The following is a 19,805-nucleotide window of genomic DNA, read 5'->3' on the forward strand; positions in this document are numbered from 1 at the left end:
TCCCTGCCGCTCACCCTCGGCGGTTTTCTCCCATCCCTTCCCCGGTGCCGCTCAAGGATAGGCGTCCTCTCCAGAAGTGAGAGAACTCAACAAACAAATCCTTGACAAAAAAAACCGAAAGAATAAAATGGGTTATCTTTTCTGCCCGAGGTTTCCATGGATGCCCAGCTGGTGGTGAAGGAAGTGAAGAAGCATTTCGGCGGGATCCATGCCGTCGATGGCTGCTCTCTCTCGGTCAAGCGCCAGTCCATCACCGGCTTGATCGGTCCCAACGGTGCCGGCAAGACAACACTTTTTAATCTCATTACGGGTTTCTACAGGCCCGATTCAGGAGAGATATGGTTCAAGGGGAGTCGGGTCGATGGCCTTCCCTGTCATCAGATCGCCAGGAGAGCCCTCTGCAGGACCTTTCAGATTCCCCGAGAACTAAAAGAGATGACGGTTCTGGAGAACCTGATGCTCGTCCCTCCGAACCAGGCAGGCGAAAAGATCTGGAACAGCTGGTTTTTCCCTGGTCGAGTGAGAAAGCAGGAGAGGGAGATCAGGAGAAAAGCCGAAGGGGTCCTCGAGTTCGTCGAGCTGATCCATCTGAAAGACGAATACGCGAAGAACCTCTCTACCGGGCAGAAGAAGCTCCTGGAGCTGGCCCGGACCCTCATGGCCGATCCGGAGATGATCCTCCTCGATGAACCAGGGGCCGGGGTCAACCGGTCTCTCATGAAAAAACTCGTTGACAATATCCACAAGCTTCGATCCCAGGGGAAGACCTTCTTTGTCATCGAGCACGACATGAATCTGATTACCGAGCTCTGCGAAAGGGTGATCGTGATGAGCAAGGGGAAGGAACTTGCCGAGGGGACTTTCGAGGAGATCAAGGCGGATGACCGCGTCATCGAGGCCTATCTCGGAGGGCAGGTGTGAGTACTCTCGCGGTAGAAGACATCTACTCGGGATACGGGGAGACGGAAATCCTCCACGGTGTCTCCGTCGAAGTGGGCTCCGGGGAGATCGCAACCATCATCGGTCCAAACGGTTCGGGAAAGTCCACCCTCATGAAGACGATCTTCGGCCTCATAAGACCGACCAGGGGCAGGATAACACTGGAGGGTGAGGACATCACCGGGCTCCGGCCCGACCGGATCGTGAGAAGGGGGATGTGTTACGTTCCACAATCGAACAACGTCTTTCCCTCTCTCACCGTTCTCGAGAATCTGGAAATGGGAGCCTTTATCCGAGAGGACGACTATTCCCAGAGCCTCAGAGAGGTCCTCGATCGCTTCCCTGTCCTCGGGGAGAGGAAAAACCAGAGGGCAGGATCTCTCAGCGGTGGAGAGCAACAGATGCTGGCCATGGGTAAGGCCTTGATGCTCAATCCGAGGGTCCTCCTGCTCGACGAACCCTCGGCAGGGCTGGCCCCGCGGATGGTGGGAGAGATTCTCCAAAAGACCGTTGAGATAAAAAAGACGGGGGTGGCTATCCTCATGGTCGAGCAGAACGCAAAAGAGGGCCTGCGACTCTCGGACCGGGGCTATGTTCTGGCCATGGGAAAGAAACGTTTCGAGGACACGGGCCAGGCCCTTCTGAACAACCCCGACGTGGGCAGACTCTACTTGGGTGACTGAGATGGATATTCTTGGGCAGCTGCCCCAACTCATAGCCTACGGCTTGATCTCCGGAAGCATCATCACCCTGGGAGCCATCGGCCTCTCCCTGACATACGGAATTCTCAACTTTGCAAACTTCGCACACGGTGATGTCATGGCTCTCGGAGCGTTTCTCGCCCTCGCCCTGCTCGGGTTGGTAAAGGCCCTGGGGGTCCCGGCTTACACCTTCGGCCCCCTCTCCTTCGGACTTCCCATGGCCATCGCCCTGGTCTCTTCCATGGGCCTCACTGCCGTGGCCGCCATCGTCATCGACAGGATCCTCTACAGGCGGTTCCGGGAATCGGGTTCCATCGTTCTCCTCATCGCCTCCGTAGGAGTCGCCTTCGTGCTCCGGAACATAATACAGTTCATCTGGAGCCCTCTTCCGAACTACTACTTCAAGAAGATACAGATCTCGAAACGAATCCTCGGCATCCGCATAAAACCGGACGAGATCTTCATCATCATCTTCACCGCGGCCGCGGCTTTCTGCCTCCATCTCTTCTTGACCAGAACGAAAATGGGAAAGGCCATGCGGGCCACCTCGGACAATGCGGAGCTTGCAAAGGTGACCGGTATCGACACGGAACGGGTGGTCCTGTGGACCTGGGGGATCGGAGCGGCCCTGGCCGCCTCCGGGGGTGTTCTGGCCGGCATCGAGGACAAGTTCATCACCCCTGAACTCGGCTGGCAGCTTCTCCTCTACATATTCGCCGCGGTTATCCTTGGTGGAATAGGGAGCCCCTATGGGGCTGTGCTGGGAGGGATCATCATCGGCCTCTCCACGGAGATCTCGACGGCCTTTGTCAACACTGCTTACAAACCGGCTGTTGCTTTCATCATCCTCGTGGTCATGCTCTTGTTCAGACCTACCGGGCTGGTTAGGGGCAAATAGTGGAAACCTTCGTGGGATACCTCAACTATGTCGTCTTCTTCGCCATCCAGGGGGGGATCTTTGCCATCCTCTGCCTGGGGCTCAATATCCAGTGGGGCTATACAGGCCTCTTCAACATCGGCATTGCCGGATTCTATGCCGTCGGAGCTTATACCTCTGCCCTCCTGTCAGGCCCTCCACCCACACCTCTGGATTGGAGAATCGTGGGGGGATATCAACTCCCCTTTGTTGTAGGGTTGTTGGGCGCAATGGGGGTCTCCGGGATTCTCGCCTTTCTCATCGGTATCCCGACACTGAGGTTGAAAGAGGACTATCTGGCCATTGCCACCATCGGCATCGCTGAAGTGATCCGACTCGTTCTGAAAAACGAGGCATGGCTCACAAACAGCGTGTGGGGCCTGAAAAACCTTCCCTCCCCTCTCCAGGGTCCGATAGAGAGGGGGATTTCGGCCTTCCTCGCATCCCATCCCGACTTTCCACGGTGGCTGACGGTGCTTGTTTCCAGGGGGTATAACTGGTTCTACCTGGCCGTTGTAATGGTTCTCATTTTTCTTCTTTACAAGGCCAGTGAGAGGATCATCCGCTCACCCTGGGGAAGGGTCCTCAGGGCGATCCGCGAGGATGAGGCTGTGGCGGCAGTTTCGGGAAAGGACGTCTTCTGGTTCAAGATGCAGTCCCTCATCCTCGGATCGATGCTCATGGGACTGGCAGGTGGGCTTTACGCCCACTTTGCAAAGTTCATCGATGCCATGACATTCGAGCCCATGTTCGGAACTTTTATCATCTGGGTCATGCTCATCGCCGGAGGCAGCGGGAACAGCAAGGGGGCGATCCTCGGCTCTTTCACGATCTGGGCCGTATGGGCCGGCACGGATTTCGTAACAGGTCATATCCACATGGTCGGATACAGGGAGGGAGCCCTCAGGGTTATCCTGATCGGGCTCCTCCTCGAGATCATCCTGATCATGCGTCCCCAGGGGATACTCGGAGAGGAGAAGATGGTATCCAAGATGTATGAAGAAGAGGCGGTTCCAGAGAAGAAGAAACCCTAGCCGGGGCAAGGACCAAGAAGGAAGAGGGCCCGTCCTCCGGAGGATGGGCCCTCTTTTTTCTTCCGTGGGATGATATTCTACTTTACCGGCACGGTCCAGATGGGTACGGTCTTGCCGTTCCTTACCATCCAGATCTCTATGGCCGCTTCCTTCACGTCTCCCCTCTTGTCAAAGGTGATCGGCCCGGAAACACCCTGGTAGTTGACCTCCCTACCCTTTGCCAGGAGATCGAAGGCCTTGGCAAACTGGTTGTATTTTATGTGTGTCCCGGGAGCATTGGCAACCCTTCTCAGGTTATCCCGGATGGCCTTGCCCTGTTCCTTGAGGGGCATCTTGAGAAACCCACGGCGGGTCCTGGCAATGGCCAGGGCGATCAGCACCGTTGCATCGTAGGCCTGCATCCTGAAGGGGATGGTTACCGCATTGCTCACCTCCTTGGGACTCAGACCCTGTTGTGCCAGAAACGCCTTGTAGTCGTTTTCGAAAAGTGCGGCCTCGGCCACCTCGAGGGCCCCAGGCGCCGTGCCCACAGAGCCGTTGATGTAATCTTTGGCGGGACCTCCCGAAACCGCATCCCCCTTCATCCCGTCAGGGAAGATGTATCCCCCTTTGTAGCCGAGTTCCACCGCCTCGACAAGCTGTTTGTTCCCATCGACCGGGTAAGCTATGACGTTGAGCACGTCAGGATTCCTCCTGATGGCCGACTCCACCTCGCCCCGGTAGGAGGGTTTACCTTCTTCGTAGGGAACCATACCCACGATCTTGCCGCCTTTCTTCTCAAAGGCCCTCGCAAAGGCTTCGGCAAGCCCTTTTCCGTAGGCGTTGTTCACGAAGAGGATCGACGCGGTCTTGTAACCCTGGTTGGCGGCCACGGCTCCCTGTATAACCCCCTGGAGGGCGTCGGAAGGACAGGTCCTGAAAACAAAGTCGTTGTCCTTGAGCTCGGTCAACTGAGGCGAAGTGGAAGCGGGCGAAATGAGAACCACCCCGTTTGCGATGGTGACGCTCGACGCAGCCAGGGTTACGCCGCTTGACAGGGCACCCACAACGGCAGGAACCTTGTCGATCTCGACCAGTTTGGTTGCGGCGTCTCGCCCCACAGCCGGGGCTGTCGCCGTATCGCGGGTGACGATCTCAACCATCTTCCCGAAGATACCCCCGGCCCCATTGATCTGAGCAGCGGCAAGCTGGGCTCCGTAGTCGATGGGAGGTCCAAAAGGCGCCAGTCCCCCCGTCAGGGCGGTCAAAGAGCCGATCTTGATGGTGTCGGCAGCCCATCCCGCCGAAGCAAAAAACAGGACAATCAGAGAAATCGCAAGAATCTTCTTCATCGTAATCCTCCCTTCCCCAGATCATAGTGATCTGGCCTGGTTTTCCCGAGCAGGCTCTGAGCTCTATGGATCTCCTCACCTCCTTTCAGGATGCAATCAGATCTCCAGGTATTCCGGTTCCTTGCTTGCCCATCTACGACTTTCCGAATATAGCAGTTTTGTCCTTTTTGTCAACGAAAATTTCTTGCGGAGCTTCCCGATCTTTCGGTCAAGGATTCTCGGAAGTTGCCGAGTCTAGGGCCGCTTGCTTCTTTGACTGGAGAACAATCTCGTCCCTGACCGAGGTTGCTTTGAGTTGGTTTTCTGGTATACTTGTTTTTTTCTGTACGGGGGTGGCCGGGCGGTCCGAGGAAGCCCCGGAGTCCAGGGAAAGGGAAGATTGCCGAAAGGCATGGACCCGAGGCGCTTGAGAACGCCCCGACGCGAGGGAGACTGTGAAGAGTACCTTTTCCGTGAAGAAGGCAAGAAGAATCCAGGAACTCCCCCCTTACCTCTTCGCCGAGATCGATCGGAAAAAGGAAGAGATGGCCAGAAGGGGGGTCGACATCATAGATCTCGGCATCGGCGACCCGGATCTTCCCACCCCGGGGCGTATCGTGGAAGCCCTGCAGAGAGCGGTCCAAGATCCTTCGACCCACCGTTATCCCACCTACCGGGGGATGGGCGAATTCAGGAAATCCGTGGCCGCCTGGTACAAGAGGCGCTTCGGTGTCGACCTCGATCCTGAAAGGGAAGTGCTCATTCTCATAGGATCCAAGGAGGGAATTGCCCATATCCCACTCGCCTTTGTCGACCCGGGTGACGTGGTCCTGATCCCCAGTCCGGGTTACCCTGTCTACCGGGCTGCCACCCTGTTCGCGGGAGGGAACCCCCATCTGCTTCCCCTGTTGAAAGAAAACCGCTTTCTTCCGGACTTCTCAAGAGTCCCGCCCCCTGTTGCGGAAAGGGCCAAACTCCTCTTTGTCTCCTATCCGAACAACCCTACAGGGGCCGTGGCCGATTCGGAGTTCTTCCGAGAGGTGGTCAGCTATGCGTCGGAGAACAATATCATAGTCTGTCATGACGCCGCCTACTCGGAAATCGCCTACGACGGGTACAGGCCCCTCAGTTTTCTGGAGACCGACGGGGCCAAGGAAGTGGGCGTTGAATTCCATTCCCTCTCCAAGACGTACAGCATGACAGGATGGAGGGCCGGATTTGTCGTGGGAAACGGAGAAGTGATCGAGGGTCTCGGAAAGATAAAGACCAATGTGGACTCGGGTGTTTTCGGGGCCGTCCAGCGCGCGGGCATCGAAGCCCTGGAACACTGCCAGGAGGAATACAGACAGATTCTCGAAACCTACCAGCGCCGGCGTGACATGATGGTGGAGGCCCTGCGAGAGGCACGGTTCCGCTTCGAGAAACCCAGGGCAACTTTCTACCTCTGGGTCGAGGTGCCGCCTGGATACACATCGACCGAATTTGCCACCCTACTCCTATCCCAGGCCGGTATCGTCGTCACCCCTGGAAACGGCTTCGGCCAATGGGGCGAGGGATACGTCCGCCTCTCCCTCACGGTCGCCGAAGACCGGCTCAGAGAGGCGGCAGCGCGGCTCAGGGAGTTGAAGCTCCCTCCGGTCGAGTGATCACGGTCCGTCGCCTCTTGTCTTCCCGAGCTCTACCAGAAGCTGGGTCACCGCTTGATCGTTCCAGTCCCGCAGGCCGATGGCTTTCCCTATGATCATACCCCTCTTGTCTATCAAATAGGTTGCCGGGATGAGGCGGATTTGGAACAAGTCCATCACGTCCCCCCTTGGATCGTGGAGCACGGTAAAGGTGTAGCCGCGTCTCTCCACGAAATCCCTAACCACCCGAATGTCAGACAGATCAACGGAGACCGCAAGGACAACCACATCCCGGCCCCTGAACCGCCTGTGCAGTCCTTCAATGGAGGCCATCTCCGCCCGGCAGGGGGCGCACCACATGGCCCACACGCTGAGTATGACGATCCTGCCCCGAAGATCCGCAAGGCGGACAGGATTTCCCCTGACATCGGGCAGGACAAAATCCCGGGCCCTTTTCGGCCTCTTGATGCGGGTGATACGGGCTTTTTCGAAAAGAGGCGAGAGAGACTCGGCTTCAAATCCCAGGACAGGACCAAGCATGATGCCATGGACAAGAAAGAGACAGAGCACGATCCTTCGGGTAAGACGGGTCATCCCGAGGGCTCCCCGGGCTTCCTCCACTGCGAGGTTTCCCCAGGAGGCTCCCAGATCCTCGCCTCCGGGGCGAAGACGTCGACCCCGCCGGAAACCTTCTGAAGCACTTCGCGTGCAAAAAAGATGACAGACCCCGAGTACCGTCCCACTTCGACGATCCTCTCCAAGGACTTTCTCGCCTCCTCCGCACCTATGATCTCCCTTACCACTAGAAGCGAAGGAACCAGGAGAGCGCTCAAAAAGGGAATACCACGGCGAAGGCAGAACCTTACACCTTCCCTGTCATCGATCAGAAGGCCGTCCGGGCCGAGTTGGTAGAAGAGAATGATGGCCTCTCTCTCCCCTCCTCTGGGCAGTCTCAGATGGGACTCGAGGTCCCCACAGATCCCCCGGACCGACAGCAACCCCTCCCGCCGGAGCCCCCGGATCTCGTCAGAACCCGGGTATCCGCTGCGAACGCATTCCCGAAAGACCAGAGCTGGAACCACGACATCAAAAGCGCCAACAAAGGGCCTGATGAGAGAGGACTTTGCAAGATAAATCAGGGAGGAGGAATCCGCTACCAGGCGGTCCCCTTTGAAACGGAAAGCAACCATGTGCCTATCATAGCCCGTCCGCCCGTCTTGGGCAACACCCCTGTCCCCCGGGATCTTTGGGTTTCTCTTTCGCTTGGATCGGGTGCACGACAGCATCGGTTTCCCCTCCACAAATAACCGGTTTGTTCACCAATGTCGCCCAGGGATGGACGCGGTGTCCAAAAACAGAGAAGCAGAACTCTTGACTTTTATTCAGCCTATGAGTATTCAATAACTGAGCATATATCGAGAACCGCCGTGACCAGAATCCACTTTGAGTACGCCATCCTCGGAGCCCTGATCGAGCGCCCGATGCACGGGTATGATCTGTACAAATCGCTCTCCGTGGACCTGGGCAGGCTGGTGTATGTAGGGATGAGCAACATGTACGCCATCTTGAAACAGCTCGAGTCAGAAGGCCATGTGGCCTCGAACCCGGACACCGGAGGAAACCGACCTCCCAAAAAGATCTTTTCGGTCACCGACAAGGGCAGAAGGCTGTTCATGGATTGGATTTCCACGCCCGTTGAAAGCATCAGAGACATGAGGGTCGATTTTCTCACCAAGCTCTATTTCTTGAAGAAGCTGGACATACCCGGTGGGCGAGAGCTGGTGACCAGACAGAAGGGGGTCTGTCATAGGATATTGGAGTCGATCGGTTCTCCGGAAACCCGGGAGTCCGAGTTCGCCGGGCTCCTCTTCGATTTCAGAAGGAGTCAAATCGAATCGATCCTCTCATGGCTCGACAGATGCCTCGGCTTCGTCGAGGCAGGTACCGGAGAAAACAGGGCAAGGAGAACCCATGAGGATGTTCAGACCTGAAGATCGGGCTCTGACCGGGCTGCTCTCTTTTCTCCTGTGCACCGTCCTGTGGGGTGTATCCGCGACGGAATCCCTCTCATCCGAGACGGAACCACTTGAACTCTTTGCTGGCTCGGCCTCTCAGCCAGCCATCGAAGAGGCGGCCAGAGTTTTCGAGGCTAAAACGGGAATCAGGGTCAACATCCATTTCGGCGGATCGGGGAGAATGCTCTCCCAAATGAAGCTCTCCCAAAGGGGGGATCTCTACCTCCCGGGCTCTTCCGATTTCATGGAGCTCGCCAAAAAGGACAAGCTGATCCTGGAAGACACCGAGAAAACGCTCGCATACCTCATCCCGGCCATAAACGTGCCCAGGGGAAACCCAAAGGGGATCCGGTCCTTGGAAGATCTCGCCAAACCGGGGACACGGGTCGGCATCGCACGACCGGACACCGTCTGCGTGGGACTGTACGGTGCAGAGATCTTGGAAAAAAACGGCCTCGCCCGCAAAGTGAGAAACAACATCAGGACTTATGCCCCCTCTTGTGCAAAGCTGGCCCAACTGGTCTCCCTGGGATATGTCGATGCGGCTCTCGGCTGGCGGGTATTCGCGTACTGGAGAACCGGCACAATCGAGACGGTTCTGCTCCGGCCTGAGCAGATTCCTCGTATCGGATACATACCCATCGCTGTAAGCTCCTTCACCGAGAGGATAGAGACAGCCCGGTCTTTCATCACTTTCCTGCTGAGCAAGCAGGGAAAAGAGGTATTCGGAAAATGGCATTATCTTGTAAGAGAACAGGACGCAAGGAGATTCGTCCTGGCCGAATGTCCCATCGGAGGCGCGTGGGCCCTGCCGGAAAGCTGGGAGTGACGAACTGGTTTCCCCTGGTGTTGCTTGCATCCACGGGGTTGGCCGTCACTTTGGTGCTGGTGGTGGTTGCATCCCAGTTTTCTTATGCAGGGCCGATAGAACCTCTGAGGGCCCTTTTTGACGAGGATGTCAGGTCTGCTATCCTGCTCAGTCTCTTCACGGCCTCCGTGGCCGCTGTCCTGGGCCTCGTTCTGGCCGTCCCTTCCGCATACTTACTGGCGAGGCGCCAGAGCCGGGCCAGGGATCTAATCGACGGCATCCTGGATATTCCCGTCATCCTATCGCCCGTTGCTCTAGGCACGGCCCTGCTCCTGTTTTTCAGGACACAGCCGGGAAGATGGATCGAGCTCCACGGAATTCGGTTTGTCTTCGAGGTCCCGGGAATCATTCTGGCTCAGTTCTTTCTGGCCTTCGCTCTCTCTGTCCGCCTCCTCAAGACCAGCTTCGAGTCCGTCGACGTGCGTCTCGAGCAGGTGGCCCGGTTCCTGGGTTGCAGCCAATGGAAGGCTTTTTCGAACGTTGTGCTGCCCATGTCACGGCGGGGCGTGATCGCGGCTTTCATCCTCTCGTGGGCAAGAGCCGTGGGGGACTTCGGGGCCAGTGTAACCATAGCAGGTGCCGTGAAAGGCAAGACAGAAACCATTCCTGTGAGTATCTACCTGAATCTCGCCTCAGTTAGAATCGACAAGGCCGTGGCTCTCATGATCATCTTCACCGGCCTGGCCGCTCTCGTGCTCATATCCATACGAATGGTGACACAGACAAGATAAAGCATCATCGGCCTGTTGCCGGAACCCTGCCATGATCTCGGTCCAAAATCTGTCCCTGCGTTTCGGAAGCTTCCTCTTGAGAGACATCAATCTGGAAATAGACAAGGGCGAATTCTTCGTCCTCCTGGGTCCCTCTGGATCAGGAAAATCCTTGCTGCTCGAAACAATTCTCGGCATCAGGCCCCCCGAACAAGGAGAGATTCTCCTGGAGGGCAGAAACATCACCCACCTCGCCCCCGAGAAACGCGATATCGCCTATGTACCCCAGGACCTCGGCCTCTTCCCCCACCTCAACCCGCGGGAAAACATACTGTTCGGCGTCAGGATTCGGAAGGTCGACCGGAGGACGGCCGAGAAGAGGCTCGCCTACCTCACCCCCCACCTCAAACTTGACCACCTCATGACAAGGACCGACCTTTCGAGCCTGAGTGGGGGAGAAAAACAACGTGTAGCCTTTGCCAGGGCTCTCATTACAAAACCGAGAGTGCTTTTCCTGGATGAGCCCTTCTCGTCCCTGGACACCGGCATTAGGCGCTCCATCCAGTTCCAACTCAAGCGGCTCCAGAAGGCAATTGGGCTCACGGTGTTCCACGTGACCCATGACCAGGAAGAGGCCTTTCTCATGGCGGACAAAATGGCAATCATGATCGACGGAAGGATCGAACAGTGGGGAAAACCCGAGCTCTGCTACAACAGGCCGGCCAACGCCAAGGTGGCGAGCTTTCTTCTCATGGAGAATATCTTTGATGCGGAAGCCATCGCCGTCGACCCTTCCAAAGGAATCCTGAAGTGCCGGGTGGGTTCGGTGGTTTTCGAAGTTGAATCCCCTGACTCCATTCGAACAGGCGAACCGTTCAAACTGGGAATCCGCCCGGAGGAGATCCTCATTATCCCTCCAGGCAGGGTCCCCGGGTCGCCTCTCAGGCAGAATTTCTTCCAGGTGAGGGTCGAGTCTCTCTTCAATCTCGGCAGTAGAAGGACGGTCCGTCTGGTATTCCCTGGCAGAGAAGGCCTCTCTATAGATGCGACCTTCAACCACAGGATCACCAGGAGCATCATGGTAACAGAAGGCGACCGAGTCTTCATCCACCTGAGACCCCGGAGTTTCTGCATCCTCGGGTCTCAGTGAAAGACCCGCTATTCCGGCCCGCCCTCTCTCGGCTCGTGTTCCTCGGCCTCAACCGCCCCGGAATCGGGATTCTCACTGCCCTTCTCTACGGTCTCGGCCTGGCTGGTCTCGACTCCATTCCGGTAGACGACCAGCCGATCACCGGGATGGATGGGCGCGTTCAGGTCGAGGCGGTTCCAGATAATCAGAACCGGGAGGGGAAGGTCGAAACGGTCGGCGATCGAGGAGAGGTTGTCTCCCTCTTTGACTATGTAGATCCGCTCCTTCTGGGAAGCCAACCACCGGTCCAAAAGCCGCTTGTACCGAGTTTGGAAATCCTTTGACGCCCCCTCCGGGATCAGGACGGCGTGGCTCCCTTCGGAAAGATAGTGGCCGCGGATCTCAGGATTCAGGTCCTTGATCGCTTTGAAATGGGTCTTTGCAGCCTCTGCAACGATTCGGATGGGAACCTCTCGTGGACATTCTATGTGAACCCGATCGAATCTTACCGGGGGGTAATAGTCCTTGTCGGAAAGCCTGAACCCGTATCTCTCCGGGTTGGAGAGAATCAATTTCGCCGATAGAACCCGAAAGACAAACCGCTGGGTTTCCAGGGGAAGATAGAGTCGATAGTAGTCGTTTGTCCCCTGCTCCAATATCTCTGCCTGAATCCCTTTCTCTCCCAGGTTGTAGGCTGCAGCGGCTAGCGTCCAGGATCCAAGGGACCCTCGCAGGTCCTTGAAGTATCGAATGGCCGCGCGGGTGGAGGCGAACAGATTTCGCCTCTCGTCGATGTACTCATCGATCACCAGGCCATACTTCCTCCCAGTATCCCTCATAAACTGCCAGAACCCGATCGCCCCCTTCTTGGACCCCGCGTGGGGTCGAAGCGCACTCTCCGCCACGGCGACATACTTGATATCCTCAGGCATACGGCTTTCTGCCAGCATTCTTTCGATGTGAGGAAAATACCGGCGAGACCGCTTCAACCAGAGAATCACCTGGGGGCGGTCCCATAAGGAGAGGAGGAGCTCTTTCTCCAACCTCTCGCGGATCTCTTGGATCTCCAGGGGAACCCTCTCCCCGCAGAAATCTAGGGGGGTTCGAACCCTTACGGCGGCCACAAGAGACGGGAAAGGCTCGGGCGGTTCCCCCTGACATGGTGTTGCAGGAAACAGGCCCGGAATGAGCAGAAGGAAAAGAAAAACCCTGGCTCTCATAACGATCCCTCTCTTTCTGGTATCGCCTGCTATCTTATGGTTTCCCGCGGATATTTACAAGGGAATTGCCAGCCCTTCGGCGGCGGAGCGATTTACTTTGACTTCCAATAGTTATATAATGTGTAGGTTGCCTTTTTTTGATACCGCGGAATTTCCCTGTTGCCTTTCTCCAAACAAGTCATTACAATCCTGACGTTTTTTGTTGTATTCTTTCACGACGGACTGGAGGGTATTGCATCGGGTAGATCGTTGGTCACAGGGGGAACGGGGTTCATCGGAAGCCACTTGGTGGAAGGCTTACTCGCTCGGGGTGAGGAGGTACGCTGCCTTGTCCGGTCAGATCGGCTTCTCGGATGGATCCAGGGTATGGACGTTGAGACCCGGCGTGGAGATATCACGGATTTCTCCTCTCTCCTGTCCCCTGTCAAGGGGGTAGACCGGGTATATCACGTCGGGGGTGTGACCAAGGCGACAGATCCGGGAACATTCTATCGGACCAATACTCAGGGGACGGAGAACCTGATCCGGGCCTGCATCGAAGCAAACCCGAATCTCGAACGGTTCGTCTACCTCTCCAGCCAGGCGGCTGTAGGTCCGTGCCGGGGGGACGGGCGTTCGGTTGAGACGGATCCATGCAGGCCTGTTTCGAACTACGGGCGAAGCAAGCTCGAGGGTGAAGAGGCGGTCTTGAGGGCGCGGGACCTGCTCAAGGTGGTTGTCCTCCGGGCCAGTGCGGTTTACGGCCCGAGGGACCGGGACTTCCTCCACCTGTTTCGATCCATAGCCAGGAGGATAGAGATCGATCTGAGGGCGACGGAGCAACGACTCAGTCTGTGCTATGTGGAGGATCTGGTCTCGGCTCTCATCACGGCGGGCGAGGCGGATATCCCGAGTGGAGAGATCTTCTTCATCTCCGATGGAAATGTCTATTCATGGCACGACGTGGCGAGGACGATCGCGGAGGCGCTGGGCGTGCGAGCCTTTCGTCTGAGCCTGCCGGTGGGGTTCTTCAGGTGTGCCGCAGGAGTGGCCGATTGGATCTCCAAGCGATCTGGAAAACCGCAGATTTTTGGACGAGAGAGATACCAGGAGTTGATTCAGCGGAACTGGTGCTGTGACTCCGGCAAGGCCGTGGCCGAGCTTGGTTTTTCCCCCTCCTTCGACCTGAGACGGGGGATTGCGGCAACGGTGGACTGGTACCGAACCGAGGGATGGCTGGCCGCGTAGGGGATCTATGATATGGATATTCTTGAGAAATGCTTTTCCTTCAATGGAGTAGAGGAGACAAAGGCGAGGGGGGCTTATTTCTTTTTCCGTGGACTCGACTCTCCCCAAGCACCGGAGGTGACCCTCGACGGGAGACGGATGATAATGATCGGGTCCAACAACTATCTTGGGCTTACCACGCACCCGCGGGTCAAGGAGGCGGCCATCCACGCTATCGAGGAGTATGGCAGTGCCTGTGCCGGGTCGAGGTTCCTCAACGGGAACCTGGTAATTCACGAGGAATTGGAAGAAAAGCTCGCAGCCTTCGTGCGCAAAGAGGCTGCCGTCGTCTTTGCCACCGGGTATCAGGCCAATCTGGGAGGGATTTCGTCGCTTGTCGGCCGGAACGACCTTGTGATCATCGACCAGTACGACCATGCGAGCATCATCGATGGGGCCCGCCTCTCTTTCGGGCGTCTGGTCAAGTTTCGCCATAACGACATGAACGATTTGGAGCGGATTCTCAGGTCAGTGACCGCCCGGGGCAAGATGATCATCGTCGACGGCGTGTTCAGCATGGAAGGCGATATCGTCCGACTCCCCGAGGTGGTCGAGTTGGCAAGACGTTACGGGGCGAGGATTTTCCTCGACGATGCCCATGCCATCGGGGTGCTCGGCGAGCAGGGCAGAGGCACGGAGGAGCATTTCGGGATCGAAGGCGGTGCGGATATAGTGATGGGCACTTTCAGTAAGTCCCTGGCCGCGGTCGGCGGTTTTGTCGCAGGGCCAAAGAAGGTGGTGAGTTGGATCAAGCACTTCGGCCGGTCCCAGATCTTCAGCGCCAGTCTCCCCCCGGTTTTGGTGGCCGTGGTCAGCACCTGCCTCGATGTGATTCTCGAGGAACCGGAGTTACGGCAAAGGCTCTGGGAAAACACTCGAAAGATGCATGAGGGATTCAGCAGGCTCGGTTTTGATACCGGACTCAGTGAAACCCCGGTTATCCCTGTTCTGGTGAAAGATCCGGAGAAGGTTTACGCTATGTGCAGCGCCCTTTCAGACCGCGGCGTATTTGTGAACCCGGTGATCAGCCCTGCGGTTCCGCCGGGAAGGGAACTGCTTCGGACCAGCTATATGGCCACCCACACGGAGGATCAACTCGAAAGGGTCTTGCAGGCTTTCGAAGATGCGGCCAGGGCTGTCGGACTCAGGACGGTGTAGTGCAACCGACCAGGGAGACAGAGGTGGTGCAGGACACGACAGTGGAAAAGGTCACGGGGAAAAAGGGGGTGAAGGAATTCATCCGGTTTCCCTGGACCGTATACAGGGACGATCCCCTCTGGGTCCCCCCTTTGATCAAAGAACAGACGGTCATGTTCAGCCCGGCCTACCCGTTCTTTGAGCACGGCGAGATCGACCTGTTTATCGCCCGGCAGGGAGATCGGCCCGTGGGAAGGATCGCATCCATCCTCGACAGGAGTTATGTCGAATTCAGCCGTGAGAAGGCGGCTTTCTTCGGCTTCTTCGAATCCATCAAGGAGACCCAGGTGGCCCGGCTCCTCATCGATCGGGTCAGGGCATGGGGAAGGGATCGCGGAATGACCGTCATCCGTGGACCGTTCAACCCCTCGACCAACGATGAGTGCGGTCTTCTCATCAAAGGGTTCGATATGCCACCCATGCTGATGATGCCCTACAACCCCCCCTACTACCCGGAACTGATGGAAGCCTGTGGCCTTAAGAAATGCAAAGACCTTTATGCCTGCATCATAGCCTCGGATGCGCCTCCCGAGAAAATCGAGAGGGTGTCCGGCAGGATCCGGAAGCGACTGCCCGGTCTCACCATCCGTCCGGTCAGGCTGAGCAGGCTCGGCGAGGAGCTCGAGATAGTCAGGGACATCTACAACGATGCCTGGAGGGAAAACTGGGGGTTTGTGCCCATAACCGAATCGGAGATGAGGTTCATGGCATCCCGCCTGAAACCCCTGGTGATACCGGATCTGTTTCTTTTTGCAGAGATCAAGGGCGAGCCGGTAGCCTTCATCGGATCCTTTCCAGATTACAACCGGGTTTTGAGGCGACTCAATGGAAAGATCGGCCTCACCGGTATCCTGAAGTTCCTGTACTACTCGAGAAAGATCAAGGACCTTAGGACCATGCTGCTCGGTGTAAAACACGGCTATCAGAAGCGCGGCTTAGAGACACTGCTCTATCTGGAAACCTTCAGGAGAGGACTCAGAAGGGGGTTTAAGCGAAGCGAGTTGTCATGGATCCTGGAAGACAACAGGCTCATGCTTCGAGGGGTGGAGAGGCTCGGCGGCACCGTCTACAAGACCTACCGTCTCTATGAGGGGACAACGTCGTGAACAGCCCCCCTTCACGGCATTCCGCACAATGGCCGAAGATCCTCTGACCCGTGAGTGGTCAATTCGTATTGCAGTAGCTGCTGCAGGTTGAACCTGAATCGAGCCTAGCGGGGCGATGATGATGCAATCGGACGGAGACATTCTTACACTGGCAAAAAAGCGGGTCGTCCTCTTTGACGGAGCCATGGGGACGATGCTCATAGGCGAGGGACTCTCCGGAGGAGAAGCACCCGAGATGTGGAACATCCAGAGGCCCGAAACGGTGCGATCCGTACACAAGCGCTATTTCGATGCAGGCTCGGATGTGGCTCTCACTAACACCTTTGGGGGGAACCGACTGAAGCTGAGAAGAGCGAAGCAGGAAAAAGCGGTATTTGAGATCAACACCGCAGCCGTTGAACTGGCCAGATCGGCGAGTCCTCCCGGGAGATTCGTGGCGGGCGATATCGGTCCCTCGGGTGAACTCCTGGCGCCCGTGGGAACAGTCACTCCAGAGACGATGGAGGACGTCTTTGCCGAGCAGGCCGATGCCCTCGCATCGGGGGGAGTGGATTTCATCCTGATTGAGACGATGTTCAGCCTCCAGGAGGCCGTAGCCGCCCTCAGGGGAGCGCGAAGAGCATGTAACTGCCCTGTGGTAGTCTCCATTACGTACGAAAGCAAAAGCAGGGGATTCTTCACCATGATGGGAGAGACACCCGAGACCTGCGTCAAGACACTGCAAGACGAGGGAGCCGACGGAGTCGGGACCAACTGTACCCTGGCAAGCGGAGAGATGATCCTCCTGGCAAGAGTCCTGAGGGAGAGCACCAGTCTCCCTCTCATTGTCGAGCCCAATGCCGGCAAACCGTTCCTCAGGGGAGGGAAGACCGTCTATGATCAAACCCCGGAGGAATTCGCCCGCGACATCCATTCCATGGTCGAAGCGGGAGTCGATATGGTCGGCGGATGCTGCGGGACAACGCCGGAATTTATTTCGGCCGTTCACAGGGCCCTTTTCCCAAAGTGAACGATCTAGGAGCCCTGCAAACGATCCGGCATGCTTTCTCTCAGCAGAGTGATAGCTCTATCGAAGGCTTCTCCAGTCCTCTCCACCACCCCTTCTGAGTGAAGCCAGGAGACCCACCAGTGATCGCCAATGGAATCAACGCCCTGGCCCAGCATCGCCCTGCGGAAAGCGCTGACAAGCACCGGATCTTTCCGATAGATCAATCTGTAATCATAGGTGCACCTCCTCCTGTCACAAACGGCCTTTCTCGGGCAGTCATGATTCATCAGGAGGTGAACGATAGAATGCTCGCCATGGGCGCACCAGTTGATTCCGTGAAGATCGATCACCTGGTTCAGCCGGTCCCGGATGTTTTGGGCGTTTTCATCGGCCCTGGGAATCACCTCGCCCTGGGCAATGATCTTCAATGTTGCCAGGCCGGCAGCGGCAGAGACGGGGTTCGCGTTGAATGTCCCCGGATGGAGCATCTTGACGGAGCGGTTCCACTCTCGGTCCTCTTTGAACTCGAGATACTCCATGATCTCCTTCTTCCCGGCCACGGCGCCCCCTGGAAAGCCGCCGGCAAGGATCTTTGCAAAACAGGACAGGTCCGGAGTCACCCCGTAGTACTGCTGCGCCCCTCCGGGGGCGTACCTGAACCCCGTGATGACCTCGTCGAAGATCAGCACGACTCCGAACCTCTCCGTAAGGCCTCTCAGTTCCCGTAGATATTCCCCTGTTACGGGAAAGGCACCCGAGAATCCTCCGGAAGGCTCCAGGATCACGCAAGCCACATCTGGATCGCTCCGCAGCCGATCCTCAAGCAGTGCCAGATCATCAGGGGGAAGAACAAGAGTGAGCTTCAGCACTTCCTCTGGGATGCCGCTTGAGCTGGGGAGATCGAAGGGAGGAGCAATCCCCACGCAAAGCGCATCATGCCATCCGTGGTAGTGACCTGCAAAACGTACGACCTCTCTCTTCCCGGTGTATGCACGGGCCAGCCGGATAGCCATGAGGGTAGCCTCCGTCCCTGAGGCGGTGAATCGGACCTTCTCAGCCGAGGGGACGAGTTCTACTATCTGTTCACCCCACTCGACCTCCAGCTCATGGCAGGCACCGTAATGTGCTCCCCGGTCTATCTGGCTGTGCATGGCCTCCACAACAGGAGGATACCGGTGACCCAGGATCAGTGAACCGTGACCCATCCAGTAATCGATGTACTCGTGACCGTCCACATCCCATTTTCTCACGTCCTCGGCCCGGCTGACATAGATGGGAAACGGCTTCAGAAACCTGCTGTCATGGGTGACCCCTGAGGGGAATATCTCGGCCGCCCTCTTGTAAAACTCCCTTGAAACGGGATGGTCTGTCACATACCGTTCTTGAGGATCCACGGCTTCCTCCTCCGGCGGGATCGTTCCCTCCGCGGTCTACTCGTAGAAACGGACAGGAGGCATATCGAGCATGGTCTTGAGACCCGGGGGAAGCTCGAGCACCCGTGGAATCGAATTGACAACCACGGCCGCCGTAGCGATGTCCCCATGGATCCCCCCTTCAAACACCAATCTAACAGGGGGGGCCCCTTCGATCTCTACCACATCCCTAGGTTGCTCCTGGCCCAGCGCCATAACCATCTCCAGGGTGATCTTCTCCTGCCCGTCCCTCAGCCCCCTGCCTATCTGCCTCATCCCTTTCACGTCACCGGCAGAGACTCTTATGTACGGACTTTCCACGTCCCCTTCGGCCAAGACAGGATGGATCTCCTCAACCGTTCGATCCAGGTCCCAGCCGAACCCGCGGGCGATCATATGGATCGATTCGGTCAACCCCACATGGCGGATCTCTCTGCGCCGCCGTCTCTCGTCGAACTCTTCCGGCGTGACCCCGACTCCGATCTTCCGCTGGAAGGGGAGCCTTCGGACAGAAGCGTCCTGGATCCTGAATATCCTGATCCTTTCCACGTCCCTGCAAATACCCGATACTACGATGGGTAGATAGTCCATGGCAAAACCAGGGTTGACCCCTGTCCCCAGGAGGGCCACCCTATTCTTTTTGGCAAGACCGTCTATCTCTCTTGCCAGATCCGGGCGGGTGAGCCAAGGATAGGCCAGCTCTTCACAGGTAGAGATCAGGTATTTACGGGAATTCAACACCTCCTCGATCTGGGGGTAACACCCGGTTAACGAGGAGACCGTAGAAAGGACGACCAGCCGTGCCTCTGCTTGGGAGAGCACCTCTCGAGAATCAGAGGAAACCCTCACCCCGAGGGGACCATCTTCGCCTACCAGCTCTCCCAGGTCTGCGCCGACCTTTTCCTGGTCGATGTCGATGGCTCCCACAACACGGATCCCTCTCTTTCTTCTCATGTCCTTAACAATAGCCTGGCCGATCGGACCCAACCCGTACTGAACAACCCCGATGGGCTCTTCCATGTCTGCCCCCTTCGGTGCTTATCATTAGAAAATTCATACCGCCCTGCAAGGGAGTCGCCGGGCGGTCTTGTCTGCCGTGGCTGTCAGCAAGAGAAACGCCAGAAATGCCCTTTCCTCTCCATCCCAATCAAACGGGGCTATCCCACAGATGATTGGCGAAGCCGACAGACGGGTTCTCTCGCGAAACCCATGTAGATTAGCACACCGGCAGGATCTTGTCAAAGCACCTCCCTGCGGAGTTTCCTGACTTTTGGAGAACACCCTTGCCTCCGAGCGACATTGCGGAAGCGGTGGGGTACCCATCAAGGGTGAGCGGGAAGGGGAAAGGTCGTGTTCGTGAGTCGTGTTC

General features: G+C 57.2%; 19 protein-coding genes. 13 read left to right on the forward strand and 6 right to left on the reverse strand.

The window, feature by feature from the left end; all coding sequences use genetic code 11:
* The first annotated feature begins 156 nt into the window (after nucleotides 1-156).
* The 4 genes from JRJ26_12925 to JRJ26_12940 are packed head-to-tail and all read left to right on the forward strand — an operon-like array spanning nucleotide 157 to nucleotide 3,590.
* Nucleotides 157-921: an ABC transporter ATP-binding protein gene (locus tag JRJ26_12925; GenBank protein MBW2058389.1), complete on the forward strand. Its 765-nt coding sequence runs from the start codon at nucleotides 157-159 to the stop codon at nucleotides 919-921.
* Nucleotides 918-1,622, forward strand: a complete 705-nt coding sequence (locus JRJ26_12930) for an ABC transporter ATP-binding protein (GenBank protein MBW2058390.1) — start codon at nucleotides 918-920, stop codon at nucleotides 1,620-1,622. Before JRJ26_12925 ends, JRJ26_12930 begins: the two co-directional genes overlap by 4 nt.
* Nucleotide 1,623: 1 nt before the next feature.
* Complete coding sequence (locus tag JRJ26_12935) at nucleotides 1,624-2,538, forward strand: branched-chain amino acid ABC transporter permease (protein MBW2058391.1); 915 nt, start codon at nucleotides 1,624-1,626, stop codon at nucleotides 2,536-2,538.
* Complete coding sequence (locus JRJ26_12940; GenBank protein MBW2058392.1) at nucleotides 2,538-3,590, forward strand: branched-chain amino acid ABC transporter permease; 1,053 nt, start codon at nucleotides 2,538-2,540, stop codon at nucleotides 3,588-3,590. The genes JRJ26_12935 and JRJ26_12940 overlap by 1 nt, the downstream gene beginning before the upstream one ends.
* A 77-nt stretch (nucleotides 3,591-3,667) precedes the next feature.
* On the opposite strand, the gene JRJ26_12945 is transcribed toward JRJ26_12940, so the two are convergent.
* A complete protein-coding gene (locus JRJ26_12945; protein ID MBW2058393.1) occupies nucleotides 3,668-4,921 on the reverse strand; it encodes an ABC transporter substrate-binding protein in 1,254 nt (417 codons plus the stop codon).
* A 452-nt stretch (nucleotides 4,922-5,373) separates the two neighbouring features.
* On the opposite strand from JRJ26_12945, the gene JRJ26_12950 reads away from it, so the two are divergent.
* The gene (locus JRJ26_12950) at nucleotides 5,374-6,546 is read left to right on the forward strand and encodes an LL-diaminopimelate aminotransferase (protein ID MBW2058394.1); all 1,173 of its coding nucleotides are present in this window, start codon (nucleotides 5,374-5,376) and stop codon (nucleotides 6,544-6,546) included.
* Here the strand turns inward: JRJ26_12950 and JRJ26_12955 are convergent, their stop codons facing one another.
* Nucleotides 6,547-7,119 carry a TlpA family protein disulfide reductase gene (locus JRJ26_12955; protein MBW2058395.1) on the reverse strand — a complete coding sequence of 191 codons (573 nt, stop codon included), beginning with the start codon at nucleotides 7,117-7,119 and terminating at the stop codon, nucleotides 6,547-6,549.
* The gene (locus JRJ26_12960) at nucleotides 7,116-7,811 is read right to left on the reverse strand and encodes a hypothetical protein (protein MBW2058396.1); all 696 of its coding nucleotides are present in this window, start codon (nucleotides 7,809-7,811) and stop codon (nucleotides 7,116-7,118) included. The genes JRJ26_12955 and JRJ26_12960 overlap by 4 nt, the downstream gene beginning before the upstream one ends.
* Nucleotides 7,812-7,952: 141 nt before the next feature.
* Here JRJ26_12960 and JRJ26_12965 point away from each other — a divergent pair, with 141 nt between their 5' ends.
* From JRJ26_12965 to JRJ26_12980, 4 genes are all read left to right on the forward strand, one after another.
* Entirely contained in the window at nucleotides 7,953-8,516 is a 564-nt protein-coding gene (locus JRJ26_12965) for a PadR family transcriptional regulator (protein ID MBW2058397.1), read from the forward strand.
* The gene (modA, locus tag JRJ26_12970) at nucleotides 8,503-9,369 is read left to right on the forward strand and encodes a molybdate ABC transporter substrate-binding protein (GenBank protein MBW2058398.1); all 867 of its coding nucleotides are present in this window, start codon (nucleotides 8,503-8,505) and stop codon (nucleotides 9,367-9,369) included. The genes JRJ26_12965 and modA overlap by 14 nt, the downstream gene beginning before the upstream one ends.
* Nucleotides 9,324-10,139, forward strand: a complete 816-nt coding sequence (locus JRJ26_12975) for an ABC transporter permease subunit (protein ID MBW2058399.1) — start codon at nucleotides 9,324-9,326, stop codon at nucleotides 10,137-10,139. The genes modA and JRJ26_12975 overlap by 46 nt, the downstream gene beginning before the upstream one ends.
* A gap of 76 nt (nucleotides 10,140-10,215) precedes the next feature.
* Complete coding sequence (locus tag JRJ26_12980; protein ID MBW2058400.1) at nucleotides 10,216-11,268, forward strand: ABC transporter ATP-binding protein; 1,053 nt, start codon at nucleotides 10,216-10,218, stop codon at nucleotides 11,266-11,268.
* Between the two features lie 8 nt (nucleotides 11,269-11,276).
* Here JRJ26_12980 and JRJ26_12985 read toward each other — a convergent pair whose 3' ends face one another.
* Nucleotides 11,277-12,467: a transglycosylase SLT domain-containing protein gene (locus JRJ26_12985; GenBank protein MBW2058401.1), complete on the reverse strand. Its 1,191-nt coding sequence runs from the start codon at nucleotides 12,465-12,467 to the stop codon at nucleotides 11,277-11,279.
* Between the two features lie 288 nt (nucleotides 12,468-12,755).
* On the opposite strand from JRJ26_12985, the gene JRJ26_12990 reads away from it, so the two are divergent.
* From JRJ26_12990 to JRJ26_13005, 4 genes are all read left to right on the forward strand, one after another.
* A complete protein-coding gene (locus tag JRJ26_12990) occupies nucleotides 12,756-13,694 on the forward strand; it encodes an NAD-dependent epimerase/dehydratase family protein (GenBank protein MBW2058402.1) in 939 nt (312 codons plus the stop codon).
* 12 nt (nucleotides 13,695-13,706) lie between these two features.
* A complete protein-coding gene (locus tag JRJ26_12995) occupies nucleotides 13,707-14,891 on the forward strand; it encodes a pyridoxal phosphate-dependent aminotransferase family protein (GenBank protein ID MBW2058403.1) in 1,185 nt (394 codons plus the stop codon).
* Nucleotides 14,891-16,036 (forward strand): N-acetyltransferase, encoded by a 1,146-nt coding sequence (locus JRJ26_13000; GenBank protein ID MBW2058404.1) that lies wholly within the window; start codon nucleotides 14,891-14,893, stop codon nucleotides 16,034-16,036. Before JRJ26_12995 ends, JRJ26_13000 begins: the two co-directional genes overlap by 1 nt.
* A 115-nt stretch (nucleotides 16,037-16,151) precedes the next feature.
* Complete coding sequence (locus tag JRJ26_13005; protein MBW2058405.1) at nucleotides 16,152-17,045, forward strand: homocysteine S-methyltransferase family protein; 894 nt, start codon at nucleotides 16,152-16,154, stop codon at nucleotides 17,043-17,045.
* Between the two features lie 5 nt (nucleotides 17,046-17,050).
* On the opposite strand, the gene JRJ26_13010 is transcribed toward JRJ26_13005, so the two are convergent.
* Both JRJ26_13010 and JRJ26_13015 read right to left on the reverse strand, forming a co-directional pair.
* Nucleotides 17,051-18,418: an aspartate aminotransferase family protein gene (locus tag JRJ26_13010; GenBank protein MBW2058406.1), complete on the reverse strand. Its 1,368-nt coding sequence runs from the start codon at nucleotides 18,416-18,418 to the stop codon at nucleotides 17,051-17,053.
* A gap of 36 nt (nucleotides 18,419-18,454) precedes the next feature.
* Nucleotides 18,455-19,456, reverse strand: a complete 1,002-nt coding sequence (locus JRJ26_13015) for a dihydrodipicolinate reductase (protein ID MBW2058407.1) — start codon at nucleotides 19,454-19,456, stop codon at nucleotides 18,455-18,457.
* Nucleotides 19,457-19,805 lie beyond the last annotated feature (349 nt).

The sequence above is a fragment of the Deltaproteobacteria bacterium genome, from assembly GCA_019308905.1.
GTDB lineage: Bacteria > Desulfobacterota > BSN033 > WVXP01 > WVXP01 > JAFDHF01.